Source organism: Streptococcus sp. 53 (assembly GCF_013276565.1).
Taxonomy (GTDB): Bacteria; Bacillota; Bacilli; order Lactobacillales; family Streptococcaceae; genus Streptococcus.
This window is the reverse complement of sequence record NZ_VMLG01000021.1, coordinates 27157-49401: the sequence shown is the minus strand read 5'-3', so window position 1 is coordinate 49401 and position 22245 is coordinate 27157. Positions and strand designations below refer to the sequence as shown.

Below are 22245 nucleotides of genomic sequence, written 5' to 3'. Positions count from 1 at the left end.
ACTAGTCCTCCTTTCCATGCTGGGAGGCATTGATTTCGCGATAGACTTGACTGGATTTCATCAAGTCCTCATGCTTGCCGATAGCTAGGAGCTCACCTTTTTCCAAGAGGAGAATCTGGTCTGCCATCCGAAGTGTTGAGGTTCGTTGAGAAATCAAGATTAAGCTCGTGTCTGGCAAATTTTCTCGGATAGCTTTCAAGAGCTTGGACTCAGTAATAGTGTCGAGGGCCGAGGTAGCATCATCTAGGATGAGAAACGGAGCCTGGCGCAAGACTGCTCGTGCGATAGACAGCCTTTGTTTTTGACCGCCCGAGAAATTTCGCCCTCCTGCCTCAACTAGGGCATCCAAGAGACCTTCCTTTTCACTGACAAAATCCTTAGCTTGCGCGATTTCCAAGGCTTGCCAGAGTTCTTGATCAGTCACTACTTGATTGAAACCCAAAGTCAAGTTTGAACGAATAGTTCCTTTAAAGAGTTCGACTTTTTGAGGCACATAGGAAATCCAAGACCGCCACTGCTCAAGATTACGAGGACTACGTCCATTTCGATAAAGGTCAATGCTTCCCTTGTCTGCTGGATAAAGTCCAAGTAAGACTTGCACCAGGCTTGATTTACCAGAACCCGTTCCCCCAATGATACCAAGGATTTGCCCTTGCTTCATATCAAAGGAAATGTCTCTCAGAGAAGGCTGGCTCGCATCAGGATAGGTAAAGGTCAGTTCTTGAACTTGTAAAACCTGATCACTGGTAGCTTGCTTTTGTTCTAGCTCTAAGTGAATATCTTCTGGAGCCTCAGCAAAGACTTCCTCAATTCGCTTGGCAGAGATATAGGACTGATTGAGAGAATTTATCAGCATGGCTAGCTTGACCAATTCCACCAAAATCTGCAAGAGATAGTTGATAAGGGCAATGAGAGTACCTTGACTGAGCAAGCCTCCTTGAATCGAAATATAGCCTTGCCAGATAATAACGAGGAGAGTTCCATTGACAATCAGATAGGTCAGAGGTGTTAATAAACTAGACCAGAAACCTGTCTTTTCTTGTAATCTAGCGTAAACTTGGTTAAGGGTTTGAAAAATCTGTAACTCTCGTTTTTCTTGACCAAAAGCACGAATGACCCGCATCCCTTGCAATTGCTGGCGCGTTTCCTGAACCAGTTGGTCCGTTTTCTTTCTGAGACTACTGTAGAGAGGATTGACCAACCTAGAAAGACCTACAATGACGACGGTCAAAATGATAACCATGACCAAGAACCAGAAAGTCAGCTCAGCCGAGATGCGATAAGCCATAAAAATGGCTCCAAAAACGATAATAGGTGCTCGCAAAAAGAGGCGCAGGAATTGATTGATACCAGTCTGAATCTGATAGGTGTCCGAAGTCAAGCGAGTCACCAAACTAGAAGTGGTCAGACGGTCTCTGCTGTCCTTAGGCAATGAAAGAATATGGCGATAGAGGTCGTCTGTCAGTTCTTTGGCAAATCCAACCGCAGCCTTAGCTGAGTAGAACTGGGCTATTAAAGCCACTACAACACCAATTACTGCAAAGATAAGGAGCAAACCAATCTGCATCCAGAGATGACCTTGATTTTTCTGGGGCAAGGATTGGTCAACAATCCCAGCAATCACCATAGGAACTAAGAGCTCAAACACAGCTTCAAGTAGCTTGAACAAAGGTGCTAAAATTGATTCCTTGATGTAGGGTTTAAAGTAAGATAATAGGTGTTTCATAAATCCCTTCTATTCGTTTTCTAGAAATGAAGAAAGTGGGAAGTACCCACCCTCTCTGTTTTATTTGTTTAAGTAAGGCAGTAGATAGCCATATCCTGCTTCTTCCATCTCATCCTTGGTCACAAAGCGCAAGGAAGCAGAATTGATACAGTAACGGAGGCCACCTAACTCCCTAGGACCATCTGTGAAAACATGACCCAAGTGAGCATTCCCCGACCGAGAACGAACCTCGATTCGCTCCATTCCATGACTCAGGTCCTTGTAATAATGAATCAATTCCTTGGAAATCGGACGGCTGAAACTTGGCCAACCACAACCTGAGGCAAACTTATCCTTGGCAAAAAAGAGTGGCTCACCTGTCGTAATATCTACATAAATCCCTTCTTCAAAGGTTTGGTCATAGTCATTGGTAAATGGAGCCTCTGTAGCAGCTTCTTGGGTGACACGGTAAGACTCTTCAGATAAACTGCCCTTTAACACCTCTTGACTAGGCTTTTCATAGTTAGAGGCATCAATCAATGGCTTTTCAGCATCAGTTACATCGATATGACAGTAACCTGAAGGATTCTTCTTAAGATAGTCTTGGTGGTAATCCTCAGCTAAAATATAGTGGCAAAGTTTCTCCACCTCTACTGCAATCTTTCGACCCAGCATACGCTCCTGCTCCTGCACCACTGTGTAGATAGCTGGCAAGTCTGCTTCATCCTGGTAATATATACCGGTCCGATACTGACGTCCACGGTCATTCCCTTGTTGATTGACTGATAATGGATCAATAACACGGAAATAATAAAGTAAAATCTCTCTGAGTGACACTGCTTTCTCATCATAAATCACTTGAACTGTTTCTGCATGGTCTGTTTCCTTGAGCAAGTGGTAATTGGTCGTTTCGACTTGTCCATTAGCGTAGCCAACACTGGTTGCTAGCACTCCGGAAATTCGTGAAAAATACTCCTCTAGGCCCCAAAAACAACCACCTGCTAGATAAATTTCTGCCATCTTTATTTCTCCTTTATCAAGTTTTTAACTAATTCTCTTCGAAAATCTCTTCAAACCACGTCAGCTTACATCTACAAACTCAAAGCAGTGCTTTGAGCAACCTGCGGCTAGCTTCCTAGTTTGCTCTTTGATTTTCATTGAGTATAAACTTCTTTTCAAAAAAAGGATAGGAAGCCCTCTGGTCGCGAGTTTCCCCATCCTATCTTCTATTCTTTATTTTGCTTCAACACGGACACCTTTGGTATCAACCTTCAAGTCATGAAGTTTACCTTTGAAAGGTTGCTTTTCCAATTCTGCCTTAATCGTTGGCATCTTGTCATGAGAAGCCAAAACCATAACTGTCGGCCCAGCACCAGAGAGGTAGGTTGCATAGGCACCATTCTCTTTGGCTACTTGCTTAATCGTCGCAAATTCTCTCACCAAATCCTGACGATAGCGTTCATGGAAGAGGTCTCCCTCGATTGCTTGCCCAGCTGTCACCATATCTCCTGCCAACAAGGCAGCAACAGCCACATTGGCGATAGAACTAGCTGCAACAGCTTCCTTGTAAGACAATTTCTTAGGCAAGACACCACGGCTGTCTCGAGTACGCAATTCATAGTTGGGAATGTAGGCTAGGAAATCACACTCTGGGAAGTCTGCTACGATAGCAGAAACTTGTCCATCAACAGAGCTTGCAATAACGAGATTACCATAAATGGCTGGAGCCACATTGTCAGGATGGCCTTCAATCTTAGTCGCTAACTGCAATTTTTCATGGTCAGATAAGTTGAGATTTCCCAGTTGGTTGGCTAGTTCAATCCCAGCAACAATAACAGAGCTGGAAGAACCCAAACCACGCGCTAAGGGAACATCACTGGTCATTTTCAAACGTCTTGGTTGCAAGTCTGGCACAATTTGCAAAGCGATTTTGAGCAAGAGATTGCGCTCGTCATGTGGAATCCATTTGCCAATCTGGTGTTCAATCAACCACTCATCCCGTTCTTCACAGACCTCAATTTGAAGATACTTGGTTACAGCTACACCGACCGAGTCAAAACCTGGCCCGATATTGGCACTGGTTGCAGGTACAGTAATCTTCATCTTATTCTCCTAGCACCTTGAAGGTATTCAAGAGGTCGAATTCTGAAACCTTCTTCAATTCAGCTGAAACATTTTCAAGTTGGGCTTTATTAATCTTGTGTGTAATGATAACGACACGCGCCTTATCACCTTCTTTTCCATCTTGGAGGATTTGCTTAAAGGAAATATCTTGGGCATTGAAGATTTCAGCCAACTTCAAGACCTGACCTTTTGAGTCTGGAGCCAAGATTGAGAAGTAGTAATTAGCCTTAACATCCTCAGGATTTGCCAAGGCCAAGTCACGGCTATATTCGTTGAAATCTTTGCCAATGGTACCGTCATTCAAACGGCGAACGATACGGACAATATCTGCTACAACACTTGTTGCAGTTGGTTTTTGACCCGCACCTGGTCCGTAGTACATAGACTCACCAATACCGATAGATTCTACAAAGACAGCGTTCATTACGCCATTCACACTGGCAAGCGGGTGCGCTTTAGGAAGGAAGGTTGGAGTCACTTCTGCAGCAATTCCTGAAGGAGTTTCCTCGATTGAACCAACCAATTTCACTACATAACCCAAGTCTTGGGCTACAGCTACGTCTTCTGGTGTGATGTTTCGAATTCCCTTGTGGGCTACATCATCAAAGGCAACCTTCATGCCAAAGGCAAATTGGCTCAAAATCACCATCTTGTAGGCTGCATCAATTCCATCTACGTCATTTGTCGGATCGCTTTCTGCAAATCCTAGACGTTGCGCTTCCGCAAGAGCATCATCGTAAGACCAGCCTTCTTCCACCATCTTGGTCATCATGAAGTTGGAAGTTCCGTTGACAACTCCAAGAACGCGCGTGATTTTGTCAGAAGCCAAGGAATTTGCTAGAGTGCGAAGAATTGGAATACCACCAGCTACTGCTGCTTCATAGTAAAGTGCTACCTTGTTAGCTTGAGCGATTTCTAGCAATTCTGCACCATGGACAGCCAAAAGATCCTTGTTAGCAGTAACAACGTGTTTTCCAGCTTCCAAGGCACGAGTGATAAAGGTTTTAGCAGGTTCGATACGCCCCATCAATTCCACTACAATGGTAATATCTTGATCTGACAAAATATCATCCACATTGGTTACAAAATTAAAATCATTCCCTGCTGCAAGCAAGCGATTCTTTTCATCTTCATCCTTGACCAATACTTTAGCAACCTCAATCTCTGAATGTGCTGATTGATTGATTTTTTCTCCATTTTCCTTTAGGAGGAAAGGCACACCACTTGCAACGGTACCAAATCCTAGTAAAGCAATTTTAACTGTCATGTTTGTCTCCTCGAAATTTTCTAATATAGCCATTATAACAGAATTTTGTGAAAATTCCTATTATAGTAAATCACTATTTCAGTATAAAAAGAAAAAACGAATCCCATGATTCGTCTTTCTTGATAGATGAAAATTGATTTTAAAAATTATGAACCAATCTTTTGCAGATTAAGTACTGCATCGTGATTCATCAAGACTTGACCATACTCCTGCAAGACTGAGCGACTGATATCACTATCATCTGCAAACTCGCGCATACGGGCCAACAACCAAGCTGGATATGGACTTGGATGATTTTCAATATCCACTAAAATGGTCAAATAATAGCGCTCATTCATCTTGTAGAGTTCAGAAGTTTCCATCTCAAAAGTCACTGTCTTGGCAAAAGCCACCAAATCAGCTAACTTAGCAAAAGAAAGGATGTAGTAGATATATGGCTCTTTCTTGCTCTCAACTTCTTGTTGATCCTGCTCCTGCTCTTCTTCCTTAGCTTCAACTTGCTCTAGAGATTGAATGGCTTCGATATCATCTTTGGTTTTGTCCGCGATGCTTTTTTCTAAAGTTTTAATAAACTCATCCGGCGACATTTGAGCCAATTCTTCCATATCTGGTAAATCCGATAAGTCTTCAAAATCTAGATTTTGGTCAATCTTTGATTTGGTTACAAAAACATCAACCTTATCAGGTTTTGGAGTCACACGGAAGCTCAACATACCCGTATCTAGAAAGCTATCAGGCATCTCTAACTCATCCAAGATAGCATAAAAGAACTCTTCTGTTTTTTCTTGAGGAACGAGAAAGTCAGCAATCTCCATGCCACGATCCATCAAATCCTCTAAAGACATCGTGATTTTCAAAGTTGTATCACTAATTTGTTTCATTTTCATTGCTAGTAACCTCATACTTTCAGTTCTATCTATTATACTAGATTTTTACGATTTTATCAAAAGAAGGCTCCTCTATCGGGCTAGATTTTCCCTAAGGTCTTTCTGTAAAAGATTCTAAAGAGAAAGTTTCTGCTAACAAATAGAAAAAGCCTTCAAAATCGGCTCTTAGCCAACCTTGAAGACCTAATACATCAGAAAGCTTATAGTTTAAAGGTTGCTACACCGAGGATAGAACGATTTAAGTTTCTGAGAATTTGAAGACTTTGCTCAAATTTCTTATAACGAGTTACTCCATATTCTTCAACAAGAAGGACTGTATCTCTTTCCAAAAGAGATGATACATCCTGTAAATCGACAAAATGCATTCCTTTTAAAGCCTCTTGACTCTGTTTCAATTTATCTAGGATAGCTTTATTTGAGCTAACGATGGTCAATTCCTGTCCAGCATTTTTGTATGACAAAACATCTGCTAGGTTAGCAATTGTTGTAATCTCTGTTACAAAATCAATTTGATACTGATAAAAATCACCTGCTCTATTGATTGTTGGATTAAAGAGATAAACTAACACATTTCCCATCACAACCAAAATCACACAAACCACTCCAATAACAACTAAACGAAGAATCAGATTCTTCACATTTAAGCCAAGCGCTGTTTCACCATTTGCATTCAATTCTTTAGAGTTGATGGTTTCCAATTTTTCAATTTTCACATTTGCATAAGTGTGTTTAAATTTCTCAATCAATCCATCAATTTTTCGCTCTAACAAGTCATTGGCATCTTTACTTGATGTCAAAATTTTCACACCAACCCCTGCATCGTCAATCATATAGTAGACGGTCAATTTTTTCCACCAATAGTCATTCGTTGAATTTTTCAAGGTTGTTTCTGTCGTGTCTAATTCACTGGCAATTTTTTTCAACTCACTGGGTTCTACATCATTGAAAAGATAAGCTCCATTCAAATTCCCATCAATCAATTTCCCATAAAAATCACTATAACCACCAATTTGATGATTCAAAATCGTTTTAGCTGAATCTTCTGGAGGAGTGATTTTATAGCTAAGATAAGTTGAATAACTTGTTGTATCTTTGACAGTGTTTTTATTCCTAACTGCTTTAATTGTAAATGGTACAGCAATGAGAGCAAATAAAACGATGAGAGCTAAAATATTTACTTTTCGTTTTTTGTAAAGATTTGCAAATAAATCAGCTACTGAATAATGTTCAAACATGATTTTTTTCTCCTTTGTTGAGTAGATACTGGTTCTCTTTTGTAAGCATTTTTGCTACAAATATAATCACAAGAACAATTCCCCAGAATTGCATTGTAAATAGATTGAAGAAACTTTCTGAAAAGCTACTTCTTGGCATAAAGAATAAATTATTCAAGATGAGTAGGGACAAGGCAAATAAGATTGTCCTTGAGCGATAGGCTACTTGCAGCATGGCTATGAATAGCATACCGAGCAAGAGACTAAGTAGAAAGACTCCTATCATACCATAGTCGGTATACAACTCCATAATATAGCTACTTCCGATACCATGTCCTTTTAAATATTCCTTGTTCAAAACAAGATAGGACAAATTGTGGGCATAACTATTACTATCAATAGCTAGCTCCACACTATTGGTTGTATGTTCAAAGGCTTTTCCTCCGAAAATGGCCCCCAAACTTCCCCTTGCAAAATAATCAAGGACAGGACCAAAAGTAAAATTACGGAAATCTCTGTAAGGTAGGCTACTGTTAAATAGAAAACCTCGAGCCAGAACTCCAAAACTAGTCCCTTGTTTATAGATAAAGTCAAGCAGGATATCCCAGAAACCTGTATGGGAAACCTGGACATTATCCCGCACATAATTGAGCACTCCCATCGCTAACATGAGAATAGGAGAACCTACAAAAATCGCTAACTTTTCTTTAAACCCAATCCATTTTCCCTTTTCTGTTTGCTCCCGCATAAAGTAATAAACAAAAGCAAATAGAATACTTAAAATAAAGGGATTTCGTGTCCCGATTGCCAAATGAATGGTATTAGCTGCAATAAAGGAGACAAGCACTGCTGTGGCCTGCAATTTCTTTGGCTTGGTTGCCAGATACATACACATTGCATAGACCGTAAAGGTAGACAAAATGTAGGCAAAATAAGGCAGTTTACTTTCAAAATTTGCATAGTAGGCATAGTAGGAAGTCTGCAAGCGATACAGGAGCCGTTCGAATAACCGAATGAAATAGAAAGGATAGGTGAGAAGAAAAACTCCTAGCGATACAAAGCGTAACCGCTTGATATAAACCTCTTTCAGAGAATTTCCTATATTTGCTACTTTTATTTTCTTTCTAGCTATGAAGTAACGAGCCAGGACGCCTCCTGTGGTCAATCCCAATATCGAAACCATGACAACTATAAAGGCAAAACGATAGGCTATGGGATGATAGGTATCCAGGGCGCCATCCCTAAAATAATCAATGGTCGGTCTTGATACCAGAAAGACAAAAATAGTTAAATAGAAAATAAAATGGATTAAGTAATACTTGATATCATTCCAACAAGCAATTAAGCTACTAACCAGTAAGAACAATAAAGTAGAAAGCAAGCTAACATTGTTATTATTAAACAGATACACAATTCCACTTACTAGCGTCAAGGCATAACTGACTATGGTCAAACTAAATAACAATCGTTTTCCATCAATCACTTGCTCACCCCCGTTCTAATGTAATTTTTTAGATTTTTCAATATTTTTTAGTAATAAGAATCGGTATAAGGAAATATTTATGAATAGAGCCAAAGCACTAATTCTTCTCCCCTTACGGAAAATTGAATTCCTAGCAATAGCAAAGGCATGGCCTTTTAAAAAACGATGAATCTGAGAATAGGCTTCAAACTGTTTATACTGATCATCTAGCAACATCTTATCCAGAATAAAGAAGTAAGCATAGGCCAATCTAAAAAAAGCAACCTCTTTCAAATCAGGATAGTTTTTCATAACTTCATTATAAAACTTTTGGTAGATATCAATATAGGCTAAATCCTTCTCTGCATAGGGTTTAGTCGTAATACTATCCCCTCTATGGAAATAGTAATAATAGGGTTTAGTATTAACCACATACTTCTTGGCCAACTTGATTAAATCAAAATGATAATAAGCATCTTCATAAATCAATCCCTTAGGAAAGGATAGGGCAGTTGCAATCTCTCTCTTGATTAGCTTATTGCAAATCGTCCCAGGTATTTTTTCACCTATGAGGTATTCCCTTAGAAATGTTTGGGAATCACAGACAAAATAGTCATCCTGATTAGCTGACTGTGGGCTTTCATCATTAGCATAGACATTCATGACACCACAGCTTGAAACATCCGCATCTTCTTGAATTAATTGCTCATATAAACTCTGAATCATTTCTGGATGGATATAATCATCTGAGTCAATAAAAATCAGATAATCCCCGTGAGCCTGCTTCATTCCATCATTTCGTGCTTGTGACAAACCTTCATTCTTTTTATGAAGCACTGACACCCTATCATCTAGTTCAGCGATTGAATCACACAAGCGACCACTCTCATCTGTTGCACCATCATCAACAAGAATAATTTCCAGATTTTGGTAGGTCTGCTTCTGAATGGAAGCTATCGATTTTTCTAGGTACTGCGCCACATTATAGACTGGCACAATGACACTAATTAATGCAGTTCCCATGCTACTCCTCTAATAGTTTTTCTACTTGTTCGATTTGTTTGGCAATTGTAAATTGTTGAATGAATTGACTAGCCTCATTAACATCGAAGTTTGAGGCAGAAGTCATGTAATTAGTAATTGCCTGAGCTGCCTCTTGATTGCTCTCAATGATTTGTCCAAATCGTCCTTCTTGGGATAATTCCTCAGCCCCTCCGACATCCGTAGAGACAAAAGGAAGTCCCAGACTCAAGGCTTCCACATACACTCCAGGAAAACCTTCTTGTTTAGACATAGACAAGAGAACTTTCATCTGAGACAAATATTGATAAGGATTTTTTTGATAACCAAGGAAATATACATGGTCCTCAAGCTCATACTCTTTGACTCGCTTTTTCAGTTCCTCTTCCATATCACCAGCACCTATAAAGTAAAGGTGATAGTTTTTCCCCTCTTGGTGTAATAATCGTATCACTTCCACCACACGGTCAGAACCCTTATTTTCCTCAATCCGTCCGATAGCACAGATACTTTGAGGCGCAATCTCGATATCAATCTTCTCTTGAGATTTTTCTAAAATAGTCTTAAAATCATATCCATTGTAGACCGTCTGTAATTTAGAAGCATAATCTGGATAGACTTCCTTGATAGAATGACTGGTCTTTTTTGAAATTCCTACAATGATATCCGCATCATCCAACTGGCGTCTATGTGATTCCCTTTTGGAGCTATCCTTAAGAAATTCTTCGATACTTCCATGAATCCAAGAGATTTTCTTGACTTCTTTTCTTTTAGAAAACAACAGTGGTGGATTCATAATGGTAAAAGAAACTTCAACATCATAGTCATCTTTTACAAGCAAGCGACGAGTCAGCCTTGGAAAATAAATTCTCATTCTCCACAAAAAAGCTCGTAACCATCTAGCTTGGCGATAATCTTGAAGAGATTTTAAAATGCCTACATGCTTGGGAACAGATTCGTATCCCTTGTCAAAGTGCTCCATTTCAAGAATATCAATATCATACTTTTCTGGATCCAGATTTGAAACAATGGTAGACAGAATCTTTTCTGCACCGCCTCCGAGAGAAAAAGACCACATAAAAAATAAGATTTTTTTCTTAGCCACCATATTCTCCCTTGTATTCTGTATAAGACTTATCCATATCAGCGATGACAGCATCATGATGCGGCATCTGCTTGTCTGCTGGCGGAGGAGTCATATAATCGTCAAAAGCAGTGCTGAGATAGGCATCGTAGCCAACTGGAATAGGCATCTCTGTTCCTTCAAATGGTAAGAAAAGATTGTCTTCAAAAGATGCTATTGGATACTTGTTTCTCATGTAGCCAGGACCTGAGCATAATTCCGTAATTCCATCGCTCTCAGCTAGACTGTACTTGGTCATTTCTTTTTCAGCTTTTTTCCAAATGCGATAACGGAGAGATTTTGGAGTTAACCCCAGTAAAATACGGCTTCCCCACTTCATAAGTGCGCCATGCTTTTCTGGAATAGTTTGAGCACAAAAAAGAGAATAAATCAGTGCCCAACGAACCTGTTTTTTCCGCTCAGCTGGATTTTTAGGATAATAATCTAAAGGCAAAACATCCAAAGCCAAACCATGTGGCAAATCCAAATCTTGCTGGTAAGGTTTAATGCAGGTAGTTTCCTTGTCACGAATGGTAATAAAAAGATTACGGTCGACAAAATCCTTGTGACTCTTTGACAAGAAATAACGCTCATCTGCATAGCGAGGCCATAATTCTGCCAATTTTTCATAGTCCTTACGGGGCATAAAAAAGTCTAGGTCGTCATCCCAAGGAATAAAGCCCTTGTTTCGAAGGGCACCAATAGCACCCCCTCCACAGAGATAACAAAGTAAATCATGCTCCTTGCAAAAGGCAACAAAATATTCAGCCATCTCCAGACTACGAGCCTGAATTGCTTTTAAATCAGTCATATTGTTCATTTTTCTTTCTATCGTATCGTTTCATTATACCACAAATAAGGGATGAAAATCTATTAGAGACTGTAAAAAATCAAAGCCTGACTGCTAGATAAATAGCTATCAAACTTTGATTTTTCCTGTCTTATCTTATCTCAAGCCCATCTGAGACAATTTATTCTGATATTTGTTTTGATCGACAAGCAAGCCCAAGCCTCCATAAACATCATAGGCATCTACCCAGTCACCCAGTTCTGGAATCGTCAATTTTTCAATACCATTTTTTGCTCCATCCAAAACAGATAAACCGTTTGTTAGGAGGAAAGTATAGGGTGCATTGGTTGAGGTCATAGCAAAAACCTTTCCAAGAGCTTCAGAACCAGTGAAAAGTTTAGTAGGATCTTTAATTTGCTCTAAAATTGCTGTTAAAACTTGCTGCTGTCTTTTGGTACGGCCGTAATCCGCCTCATCATCATCACGGAAACGAGCATAATTGAGCAAGGTTGAACCGTTCATCTGCTGTTTTCCGACTTTAATAGTCTGGGTTGGAGACTCAGTCTCAGTAGCGTGTAAATCATCTCCGACTGTAGCTTCTGTTAGTGGACGCCCATTCAATGTTGAAAATTGAGCATCAATCGTCACCCCATCAGGGAAAAGCGTGTCAATCGCTGTGGCAAAGGCCTGAAAATCGACCAAGGCATAGTACTTAATATCCAAGTCAAAATTATCTTTCAAGACTTGGCGAACCATTTCTGCCCCTTTTTGTCCTTCTTGTTCCCCTAGTTCATAGGCTACGTTTAACTTATTATCCGTCTGTTTTCTACCGTTAATGACTTGACTATAACCGTCTATATAAACCAAATTGTCACGCATGAAACTGACCAGCTTGATTTTCTTATCTGAGCCACCAACATTTAATACCATAATAGAGTCTGTCCGCGTCTCAGCACTATTTTGACCAATTCGACCGTCCGTCCCCATGATCAAAATATTAACCCCGTCTCTAGCGTCCTGACCATTAAAGACTTGAACCTGTGCTGCCTTAGCATCAGCAGTTTTCTTTGCACTAGCATCTTGGTAACCACGTAAAAACATGAATACCATGGCCAAAGCCACACAGACCAAAAGTGAAAAAATCACCATAAAAATGCGTTTAAGACGGAGCTTCCGTCTTTTCTTTTTGGGAGGAGCAGAGAGTGCTTGTGATTTGGATTGTGAGCGACTCCGGTTCGCATAGCTTGGTAAGTCAACCTGCTCTTCTCTTTCTTGTTCCAAGCTGGAACTACTATTTACCCTAGCAAGAGTTAGCTTTTCTTGCAAATAGGCAAACTCATTTTTTTCTCTCTCATTGAGATAGTGAATATTTTTTAGTAAATAATCATAACGTAATTTTTCATGATGACTGAGAGGATTTTCTTTACTCATCTTCTCTCCTTTCCATGATCTGATATTGGATAAATAGGATAGGCACCCAGAATTTTATACTGGATTCCAATCGCTTCTAGTTCTTTTTGGGCAAAGTGAACCAAGTCCTTATCAGCATAGTCTACATCGATAATGAAAAAGTATTCGCCTAGCGCTGTCTTGAGTGGACGACTTTCAATTTTTGTTAAGTCAATTCCTCGCCAAGCAAAGGTCGACAGGGCCTTATAAAGTGCACCTGGAAGGTTGTCAGGTAAGGTCAAGGCCAAACTCATTTTCTCAGTTTGTGCTTGCAAGGGAATAGCTGCACCTTCAGCTCCCAGAACCCAGAAACGTGTGAAATTGGCTTCCATTTCCTGAATATCCTCAGCAATCAGTTCTAAGCCATATTCTTGAGCAGAACTTCTAGGTGCAATTGCCGCAAAAGGCTGGTCTGGATGTTCTGAAATAAAGCGGGCCGCATAAGCTGTACTAGCTGTTACCTCGATTTGAGCCTCTGGATACTGTTCATCGATGAATTTCTTTCCTTGAGCCAAGGCCTGTGGATGTGAAAAAATCTTTTCAATCTTAGTGTGACCTGGAACCACCATCAACTGCTGATGAATAGGCTGAACAATTTCTGCCACTGCTTGGATGCGAGCCTGATGAAAAAGGTAGTCCAAGGTTTCATGAACACTACCCTCGATAGAGTTTTCAACTGGCACCACAGAATAGTCCACCAAGCCCTGCTCATAGGCCTTGATGACATCTGTAATGTTGGAAAAAGCCTGCAATTCCTCATGAGGAAAAGCTGTCTGCACAACGTGGTGTGAAAATGATCCCTTGGGACCTAGATAAGCAATTTTCATCTCAGTTCCTCTATAATTTCCTCTGGACTTAGCTTGGTCACATCCAAAACCCGACTAGCCACTTCCTCATACCAAGCCTGTCTTTCTTTAAAAATAGCTGCAAGTTCTTCCTTACTATTATTTAGAAAAAGCGGACGCTGATTGTCCTTATCAGCTGCGATACGTTGGTAGAGGATTTCAAAATCAGCTTTCAGGTAGATATTATCAGAATTTGTCTTTAGTAAGTCACGATTTCTCTGAGAAATAACCACTCCTCCTCCAGTTGACACGACTTGGTCTGTTTGTAGTAAATCAGCTAGGACTTCTGATTCTATCTGACGAAAGGCCGCTTCTCCCTTTTCAGCGAAAAAATTCGTAATGGACATACCTAGGCGTTTCTCAATCAGGGCATCCATATCAAGGTAATTAGGGTCCAAGCCTCTTGCAATAGTCGATTTTCCAGCCCCCATAAAGCCTAATAACACCTTAGCCATGAATCAAGCTCTCCAAATCATCAAAGAAGCTAGGATAGCTAGTATTGATGGCTTCTGCACGATCAAGCTCCACTTCACCATCTGCAACCAAGAGGGCTGCGATGGATGTCATCATACCGATACGATGATCTCCAAAAGTATTGACTCTAGCACCGTGAAGAGCTGATTTTCCTTTGATAATCATCCCATCTGCCGTAGGAGTAATATCTGCTCCCATACTATTTAAGGCGTCTGCCACAACCTGAATACGGTCTGTTTCCTTAACCTTAAGTTCCTCAGCATCCTTAATAACTGTTACACCTTGGGCTTGGGTCGCAAGTAGAGCGATAACTGGCAATTCATCAATCAAACGTGGAATCAAGGCACCGCCAATCTCTGTTCCTTTGAGGTCTGAAGACTCAACAGTTAAGGTTGCGGATTTAGCGACTGGGTCAATTTCAGTTACTTCTAGTTTTCCACCCATGGCGCGAATGACATCAATGATACCTGTACGCGTTTCGTTGATGCCCACATTTTTAAGCACCACACGAGAGTTTGGAACAATTAAACCTGCGACCAACCAAAAGGCTGCACTGGAAATATCTCCTGGAACAACCACCTTTTGTCCTGTCAATTTTTGCGGTCCTTGGACTGTGATTTTCTTGCCATCCACACTTAAATGACCACCAAATTGCTGTAACATATCTTCCGTATGATTACGGGTGCACTCTTTTTCAATAATAACTGACTCCCCCTGAGCCTGCAAGGCCGCAAACATCAAGGCTGACTTGACTTGGGCAGAGGCAATTGGCAACTCATAATGAATAGGTCTTAGGTTTTTCGTCCCTTGCAAACGCAAAGGAGGCAAATCTCGCTCAGTTTGCCCTGAAATACTGACGCCCATTTTTTTCAGAGGAATCGTCACACGGTCCATAGGACGTTTGGAAAGACTATCGTCTCCGAACATTTCTACTTCAAAATCTGCACCTGCAAGGACACCTGAAATCAGGCGAATCGAGGTACCAGAATTTCCCATATCAAGGGCATTTTGCGGAGCTTTTAAGCCTTCTATACCCACACCTTGAATGGTAATAACCCCATCTTTGTCCTCAATTTCAACACCAAGGTCACGAAAAACCTGCATGGTCGAAAGAACGTCTTCACCTCGCAGAATATCATAAACCTTGGTCTCACCCTCAGCCAAACTTCCAAAGATAATGGAACGGTGGCTGATAGACTTGTCACCTGGAACGCGGATACTGCCATGTAAGTGGCGAATGTTTGTTTTTAGTTTCATACTGGACCTCATACTTGCAATACTTTTACCTATTTTATCATAAAAAGCCAGAAATTCCTTAAAAATTCTGACTTTAGGATAGTTCTTTTCTTATTTTAGCAATTCTGAAACTGGTTCGAAAACAATTTTTTCAATGTCAGAAAGGTAAATTGCCAATTGTTGTTGCTTGGTAAAGAATTCTGACAAGAGGCTGTTCCCTTGAATCTGTTTACCAAAGCCTTCCATTTTCGCTTGGAAGGATGCGTCTGGCATTTGCCCTGTCTGGGCTAGTCTTTGAATTTCTTCTTGGAAGGCAACATATTCTGTAAAGATTTTACTTGCCTCAGCATCTGCTGCAATCGCATCTTTAGCTGCTTTAACAGCCTTGTATTCTGGCAATTCGCGTAGACCGCGACTGAGTTCGTTTGCACTATCGTAAATATTTGACATGATGTTCTCCTTATTTGATGACGACTGTATAGTCTGTATTTTCTGTTATGAGATGCTCGGCTCGTTCCAAGTCTTGAGCATTTTTAAATGAAATTTGTAGGATCCCGTGAATATCTTCACGGTTTTCCTCATTGATATGAATATTGACCAAGGAAGTTCCTCGCAGCAATTCCAAGATTCGTAAAATAACGTCTTCTTCATCAGGAACATCGACATAAAGGTCATAAGAGCTATCCACACCGCCACGCTTATGGATTTCCATGGCCTGACGTTGTTCACGCGCTTGGTTAAAAAAGTTCCAAATTTGCTCTTCATCTCCCTTACTAATGGCCTGACCAATCGCTTCCAAACGCTCCTTGAAATCCGCAATGCGGTCTAGAATAGTTTCACGATTGGACAAGAGAATGGAGGTCCACATACCCGGCTCGCTTTCCGCAATTCGGGTCATATCTCGAAAACCACCAGCCGCAAAGCGCCTTGCCATCTCATGTTCTTGAGCATAGACCGCAGTCTGCTCCATGAGACTAGAAGCCAGAATATGAGGAAAATGGCTAATCTGAGAAGTCACCCGATCATGCTCCTTGGCATCAATCTCGATAAAGCGAGCATGAAGACCTGAAAGCAGATCCCTCATTTCCTCAAGCGTATCCTGACCTGTCAGGCTTGAAGGTGTAAAGATATAATAGGCATTTTCAAAAAGATTGACATCCGCAGAAGCAGCCCCTGTCTTGTGACTACCAGCCATGGGATGGGCCCCGACAAAGCGAACAGACTTGCCAGACAAATAGTTCTCCGCCGCATCCACAATGGCTGACTTGGTTGAACCAGCATCTGAAATAATGACGCCTTCTTTCAAGTCCAAGTGGGCCAACTCCTTAATGAAAGCAATGGTTTGCTTGATTGGCAAGCTGAGAATGATGATATCTGCCAAAGGAGCAAAACTGGCAAAATCATCCGTTGCACGGTCAATCATGCCTTCTTTCAAGGCAATATCTCTCGAAGCTTGACTGCGATTATAGCCTAAAATTTCATAATCTGGATGATCGCGTTTGATACCAAGTGCCATAGAGGCACCAATCAAACCAAGACCTGCGATATAGATTGTTTTTGCCATAGGAACTCCTTAATAATTCTTTGTATAGTCTCGGTGTTTGGCTACCGCTTCTTTTAGTTCCTCAAGATTATCTGATGAGAATTTTTCGAGGATTTCTTGTGCCAAAACCGTTGCCACAACAGCTTCCATAACCACTCCTGCAGCTGGAAGAGCGGTCGGATCACTTCTCTCCACGGTTGCCTTATAAGGTTCGTGGGTTTCGATATCCACACTCATAAGAGGCTTATAAAGAGTAGGAATGGGTTTCATGACACCACGAACAACAATGGGTTGCCCATTAGTCATACCACCTTCAAAGCCCCCTAGATTGTTGGTACGGCGGGTATAACCGTCTTCTTTAGACCAGAGAATTTCATCCATAACTTGGCTGCCTTTACGATAACCAGCCTCAAATCCAAGACCAAATTCCACCCCTTTAAAGGCATTGATAGAGACAACAGCTTGGGCCAATCTTGCATCCAATTTTCTGTCCCATTGGACATAGGAACCAAGACCAACTGGAACACCTCCAACGACTGTCTCCACAACCCCACCGATGGTATCACCGTCACGTTTGATTTGGTCAATATAATCCTTGATTTCTTGTTCCCTTTCTTGGTTGACAATAGAAACTTCTGACTGGGCAGCTCGTTCCTTAATCTCCGCAACTGTCAGATTTTCAGGTACATCTATTTCCTTGCCACCAAAGACTACGACATGGTTGGCAATCTCCATATCCAGCTCAGTCAAGAGGCGTTTAGCTACTGCTCCGACTGCCACTCGCATGGTGGTTTCACGAGCTGATGAACGCTCCAAAGAATTTCGCAAATCATCAAAACGGTACTTGATGCCCCCAACCAAATCGGCATGACCTGGCCGAGGATGAGTGATTTTCCGTTTGCTTTTTAGGCGGTCTTCAATGTCCTCAGCAGACATGATATCCAGCCATTTTTGGTGGTCTTTATTGACGACATCCATGGTAATGGGAGCCCCCGTCGTCTTCCCGTGGCGAACACCCGAAGTAAAGACAACCTGGTCACTCTCAATCTTCATACGACCACCACGACCGTAGCCACCCTGACGGCGTCTAAGGTCTCCATTGATATCCTCGACTGTCAAAGGTAGTCCAGCTGGAATTCCCTCAATGATAGCCGTTAGACGGGGGCCGTGTGATTCTCCTGCAGTTAAATATCTCATACACTCTCCTTATTTTACCAAGTAGTCTTTCATCTCTTCCAGAGAAACTGGGTGAATGGTTGCTGAACCAAGCTCTGGTACCAAGACCAATTTCAAGGTGTTGCCACGCGCTTTTTTGTCATGAGTAAGAGCTTGATAAAGCTTGTCAACATCCCAGTTTTCATAGTTAACAGGCAAGCCAAATTTCTGACACATTTCTGTGATGGACTGGGTAATGCCAGCTGGCATGAGACCCTTTTTCTCAGCAACCTTGGAAATCTGCACCATGCCCATGGCCACAGCTTCACCATGCATGACTTTTCCATAACCGGCAGTTGCTTCAATGGCATGGCCAATAGTGTGGCCAAAGTTGAGGTAAAGGCGAACACCATTGTCCAGCTCATCCTCAACCACCATCTTGCGCTTGACCTGACAAGAATGTTCAATCAAGGTCTCTGCATGTTCCAAAATGCTCTCAACAGAACCATCCAGCTCCGTCAAGATTTGCCACAGTTCTGGATCCTCAATCAAGCCGTACTTGATAACCTCACCCATTCCTTCAATCAACTCTCTCTTTCCGAGTGTTTCAAGGACAAGCGGATCAATCAGAACCCCGTCTGGTTGGGCAAAGGTACCCACCATATTTTTAGCAAATGGAGTGTTAACACCCGTCTTTCCGCCGATAGACGAATCAACCTGGGCTGTCAAACTAGTCGGAATCTGAACAAAGTGAATACCCCGCATATAGGTAGAGGCTACAAAGCCAGCCAGGTCCCCAACGACACCACCACCAAGAGCCACGATTCCATCGCTACGAGTCAACCCCTGCTTAACTAGGAATTCATAGACTTTCTGGACAGTGGTTAAATTCTTTCTTTCTTCCCCTTCTAAAAAGTCAAATACTGCCACCTGAAAACCAGCATCTTCTAGGCTGAGCTTGACCTTCTCTGCATGAAGAGAAGCTACATGGTTATCTGTCACAATGACTACCTTTTGTGGTTGCCAGAGTTCTCGCAACCATTGACCAGCCTGAGCCAGACAACCTTTTTCAATCTGAATATCATAAGGATGATGAGGAATATCGATTCTGATTTTCATAGGAGAATCTCCTTTTCTTTATTGGTATTTTTCTGTTAAAGACTGCCAAATCTCTTCTGTTGGCATTTCCTTGCCTGTCCACAGTTGAAAAGCTTCTGCAGCTTGATAGAGCAACATTCCCAGACCATTAACCGCTGGTTTGCCCTGACTTCTGGCCCATTTTAAAAATGGCGTTTCAAAGGGTTGATAAATAATATCTGCCACCAAGATAGTTTCTGGCAAATTGATGCTTTCAGGAACTGGGGATGATTGACCATCCATGCCCACACTGGTGGCATTGACCAGTAAATCCGACTCAGCAATCCTTGCTTGCAGTTTAGGAACATCTTCTAAAGCGTACAAGTCCACTTTAAAGCCTGTTTGCTCCTGTAACTTGTCTAGGTAAGGTCTTGTTTTTTCCATAGAAACTGAACGAACAAAAACCGAAATCTGACTGACGCCGTCCAAAATAGCCTGTGCCAAGATAGACTTGGCCGCACCACCTGCACCCAGCAGGGTCATCTTCTTACCTGTAATTGTAAAAGAAGGCAAGCTCTTAAAAAATCCCTTGCCATCTGTATTATATCCAATTAAATTGCCATTCTCATTGACAACCGTATTAACCGCACCAATCAAGCACGATTCGTCACTCAGCTCATCCAAATAAGGAATCACCTGCTCCTTATAGGGCATGGACAGGTTGATGCCAAACATCTGGTAGCGACGAATATTAGCCACTGTTTCTGCCAAATCACCCGCTTCAATCTCCCAAGCCACATAAGCACCGTTGGTAGTTGTCGCCTCAAAGGCGCTGTTGTGGATGAAGGGGGAAATAGAATGCTTAATAGGATTGGCAACAACGGCAGCTAAACGTGTATAGCCATCAAGCTTCATCCAAAATCTCCCGAATTTTTTTCATGCTAGCTAGAGAAATCTGACCAGGGGCACTAGCCTCATCCAGACTAGCAAAGGACCAGCTAGAACCTGTCACATCTGCAGTGATACGAGAGACCTTGCCCACCTTGCCCATAGAAATAGTTACATATTCCTGCTCAGGATTGAGGGTTTTAAAGCCTCGTGTATAGTTCATCAAGTCTAGCACATCCTGCTCCGTATGAGCCATCACCGCAACCTTAACAAGTTTTGGATTTAGGCTCGTCAACTCTGACAAGATTTCCATCATATTTTCAGGTGTTTCTTGGAAATTATGGTAACTCAAAACAAGATTTGGGAAGTCCAGCATTTCCTCAAAAACATCCTTGTAGCTATAGTACTCAAAATCAATATAATCTGGTTGATAGAGTTGCGCCACTTCCTTGATTAGATGGATATATTCTTCTGGAGAAAGGTCGATTTCTCCCCCTTCAGAGCGAGTTCGCAATGTGAAAACCAATTCACGACCTGCAAATTTTTCAAAAATAGCTGGAGCTACCTGCAAAATCGCTTCTTTAGGCAGATAGTCGGCACGCCATTCAATAATATCAGCATCTTGATACCTTGTGGCATCCAGAGCCTGAGCCTCCTCTAAACTCCTTGGCATTACTGAAACGATTAATTTCATTTACTAACCTTCATACTAATCACCTTGAGGTAATTACTACTTTCATCTTTTTTATTATAGGCGAAATCTGCTGGAAGACCGTATTTATTTAAAATCTGGTAACTTCTTCCTGCAAAGCCTTTATCAATTTGTTCTGTAAATTTCTGGCGGGAAACATTGGCAGCATTGGTACTGGCAATGATAATTCCTCCCGGATTTAAAATATCAAGACTCTGGGAAATCAACTTGTGATAATCCTTGGCCACAGAGAAGGTCTGTTTTTTGTTCCGAGCAAAGCTAGGCGGATCTAGGACAATCACATCGTAGGTCAAGCCTTTGCGTTTGGCATACTTGAAATATTCAAAGACATCCATGACCACAAAACGGTGGTCATCTGTACTGATTCCATTTGCCTGAAAATGCGCTTGAGACAATTCTCGTGAACGTTTGGCTAGGTCAACCGAAGTAGTCTGGCTAGCTCCCCCCATGGCCGCAGCCACGGAAAAGGCAGCTGTATAAGAAAACATATTGAGCAAGGATTTACCCATAGCCAAACCATCCACTAAACTACCGCGAACTTCATGCTGGTCTAGGAAAATCCCTGTCATCAAGCCATCATTCATAAAGACCTGATACAAGACACCATTTTCCAAAACAGTGAAAAAGTCAGGTGCTTCTTGACCATAAACATGGGTTGATTCATAGTCCAAACCCTTAAAGCGTATTTTCTCATAGGCCCCTAACACCTCAGGAAAAACCTGTCTAAAAGCTTCTGAGATAACCTTGCGAATCTGATAAACATAAGAGTTATACCAAGAAAAGACGACATAGTCACCATAGAGGTCCACTGTCAGACCCCCAAAGCCATCTCCCTCTTGATTAAAGAGACGAAAGGCAGTTGTCAAATCATCTTGATAGTAGGCGCTTCTCTTTTCTTTAGCTTGTCTAAACAGCGTTTCAAAGAAAGCTTGATTGAAGGCCACCTTGTCCTTACTAACAAACCAGCCCAAGCCCTTGTTTTGCTGCGAAAGGTAGGCAGTTCCAAGAAAGGTTCCTTCCTGACTCTGCACTTCTACTTCCTGATTCTTAAGATTGACATTCTCAAGATCACTGGCTTCTAGTAAAACTAGCCCCTTAGCGAGCTTCTTTTCAACCCTTTTGCTGACTCTTATTCTATTCATAACTACTATTATATCAAACTTTTAGCCAATTCTCAAAAAAGAAACTACCCTTGCTTTTTTACTCTTCTTTTAAAAAATGGTATACTAATACTAATAAAAAATTAGGAAGTAAATATGTGAAAAGCAATTTTA

The 22245-nt window shown here is 41.4% G+C and carries 21 protein-coding genes; all 21 read right to left on the bottom strand.

What is annotated here, in order from left to right; genetic code table 11:
- Position 1 precedes the first annotated feature (1 nt).
- Complete coding sequence (locus HT722_RS06685; RefSeq protein ID WP_173278223.1) at positions 2–1726, bottom strand: ABC transporter ATP-binding protein; 1725 nt, start codon at positions 1724–1726, stop codon at positions 2–4.
- Between the two features lie 60 nt (positions 1727–1786).
- On the bottom strand, positions 1787–2725 hold the full coding sequence (gene msrB / locus HT722_RS06680; protein WP_173278221.1) for a peptide-methionine (R)-S-oxide reductase MsrB: 939 nt from the start codon (positions 2723–2725) through the stop codon (positions 1787–1789).
- A 213-nt stretch (positions 2726–2938) separates the two neighbouring features.
- The gene (gene thrB, locus HT722_RS06675) at positions 2939–3808 is read right to left on the bottom strand and encodes a homoserine kinase (RefSeq protein ID WP_173278219.1); all 870 of its coding nucleotides are present in this window, start codon (positions 3806–3808) and stop codon (positions 2939–2941) included.
- A 1-nt stretch (position 3809) separates the two neighbouring features.
- Complete coding sequence (locus HT722_RS06670) at positions 3810–5096, bottom strand: homoserine dehydrogenase (protein ID WP_173278217.1); 1287 nt, start codon at positions 5094–5096, stop codon at positions 3810–3812.
- Between the two features lie 146 nt (positions 5097–5242).
- Positions 5243–5983 carry an adaptor protein MecA gene (gene mecA / locus HT722_RS06665; protein WP_173278215.1) on the bottom strand — a complete coding sequence of 247 codons (741 nt, stop codon included), beginning with the start codon at positions 5981–5983 and terminating at the stop codon, positions 5243–5245.
- 200 nt (positions 5984–6183) lie between these two features.
- Entirely contained in the window at positions 6184–7218 is a 1035-nt protein-coding gene (locus HT722_RS06660; RefSeq protein WP_112444069.1) for a prephenate dehydratase, read from the bottom strand.
- On the bottom strand, positions 7211–8680 hold the full coding sequence (locus HT722_RS06655; protein ID WP_173278213.1) for an O-antigen polysaccharide polymerase Wzy: 1470 nt from the start codon (positions 8678–8680) through the stop codon (positions 7211–7213). The genes HT722_RS06660 and HT722_RS06655 overlap by 8 nt, the downstream gene beginning before the upstream one ends.
- Before the next feature lie 15 nt (positions 8681–8695).
- A complete protein-coding gene (locus HT722_RS06650) occupies positions 8696–9682 on the bottom strand; it encodes a glycosyltransferase family 2 protein (RefSeq protein WP_173278211.1) in 987 nt (328 codons plus the stop codon).
- A 1-nt stretch (position 9683) separates the two neighbouring features.
- Positions 9684–10787 carry a glycosyltransferase gene (locus tag HT722_RS06645; RefSeq protein ID WP_173278209.1) on the bottom strand — a complete coding sequence of 368 codons (1104 nt, stop codon included), beginning with the start codon at positions 10785–10787 and terminating at the stop codon, positions 9684–9686.
- The gene (locus HT722_RS06640) at positions 10777–11622 is read right to left on the bottom strand and encodes a phosphorylcholine transferase LicD (RefSeq protein WP_205380490.1); all 846 of its coding nucleotides are present in this window, start codon (positions 11620–11622) and stop codon (positions 10777–10779) included. Before HT722_RS06640 ends, HT722_RS06645 begins: the two co-directional genes overlap by 11 nt.
- 126 nt (positions 11623–11748) lie before the next feature.
- On the bottom strand, positions 11749–13023 hold the full coding sequence (gene psr / locus HT722_RS06635; RefSeq protein WP_173278207.1) for a polyisoprenyl-teichoic acid--peptidoglycan teichoic acid transferase Psr: 1275 nt from the start codon (positions 13021–13023) through the stop codon (positions 11749–11751).
- Positions 13020–13868: a prephenate dehydratase gene (gene pheA / locus HT722_RS06630; RefSeq protein WP_173276653.1), complete on the bottom strand. Its 849-nt coding sequence runs from the start codon at positions 13866–13868 to the stop codon at positions 13020–13022. Before pheA ends, psr begins: the two co-directional genes overlap by 4 nt.
- Entirely contained in the window at positions 13865–14341 is a 477-nt protein-coding gene (locus HT722_RS06625; RefSeq protein ID WP_173276654.1) for a shikimate kinase, read from the bottom strand. The genes pheA and HT722_RS06625 overlap by 4 nt, the downstream gene beginning before the upstream one ends.
- Positions 14334–15617, bottom strand: coding sequence for a 3-phosphoshikimate 1-carboxyvinyltransferase (gene aroA / locus HT722_RS06620; RefSeq protein WP_173278205.1), 1284 nt, complete (start codon positions 15615–15617; stop codon positions 14334–14336). Before aroA ends, HT722_RS06625 begins: the two co-directional genes overlap by 8 nt.
- 90 nt (positions 15618–15707) lie before the next feature.
- Positions 15708–16046: a YlbF/YmcA family competence regulator gene (locus HT722_RS06615; protein WP_000065969.1), complete on the bottom strand. Its 339-nt coding sequence runs from the start codon at positions 16044–16046 to the stop codon at positions 15708–15710.
- Between the two features lie 10 nt (positions 16047–16056).
- Positions 16057–17160 carry a prephenate dehydrogenase gene (locus tag HT722_RS06610; protein ID WP_173276656.1) on the bottom strand — a complete coding sequence of 368 codons (1104 nt, stop codon included), beginning with the start codon at positions 17158–17160 and terminating at the stop codon, positions 16057–16059.
- 9 nt (positions 17161–17169) lie between these two features.
- Positions 17170–18336: a chorismate synthase gene (gene aroC / locus HT722_RS06605; protein ID WP_173276657.1), complete on the bottom strand. Its 1167-nt coding sequence runs from the start codon at positions 18334–18336 to the stop codon at positions 17170–17172.
- A 9-nt stretch (positions 18337–18345) separates the two neighbouring features.
- A complete protein-coding gene (gene aroB / locus HT722_RS06600) occupies positions 18346–19413 on the bottom strand; it encodes a 3-dehydroquinate synthase (RefSeq protein ID WP_173278202.1) in 1068 nt (355 codons plus the stop codon).
- Positions 19414–19431: 18 nt separating this feature from the next.
- On the bottom strand, positions 19432–20286 hold the full coding sequence (locus HT722_RS06595) for a shikimate dehydrogenase (RefSeq protein WP_173278200.1): 855 nt from the start codon (positions 20284–20286) through the stop codon (positions 19432–19434).
- Positions 20276–20953 carry a type I 3-dehydroquinate dehydratase gene (gene aroD, locus HT722_RS06590; RefSeq protein ID WP_000767770.1) on the bottom strand — a complete coding sequence of 226 codons (678 nt, stop codon included), beginning with the start codon at positions 20951–20953 and terminating at the stop codon, positions 20276–20278. The genes HT722_RS06595 and aroD overlap by 11 nt, the downstream gene beginning before the upstream one ends.
- Positions 20950–22113: a class I SAM-dependent rRNA methyltransferase gene (locus HT722_RS06585; protein ID WP_173278198.1), complete on the bottom strand. Its 1164-nt coding sequence runs from the start codon at positions 22111–22113 to the stop codon at positions 20950–20952. Before HT722_RS06585 ends, aroD begins: the two co-directional genes overlap by 4 nt.
- Between the last annotated feature and the right edge of the window lie 132 nt (positions 22114–22245).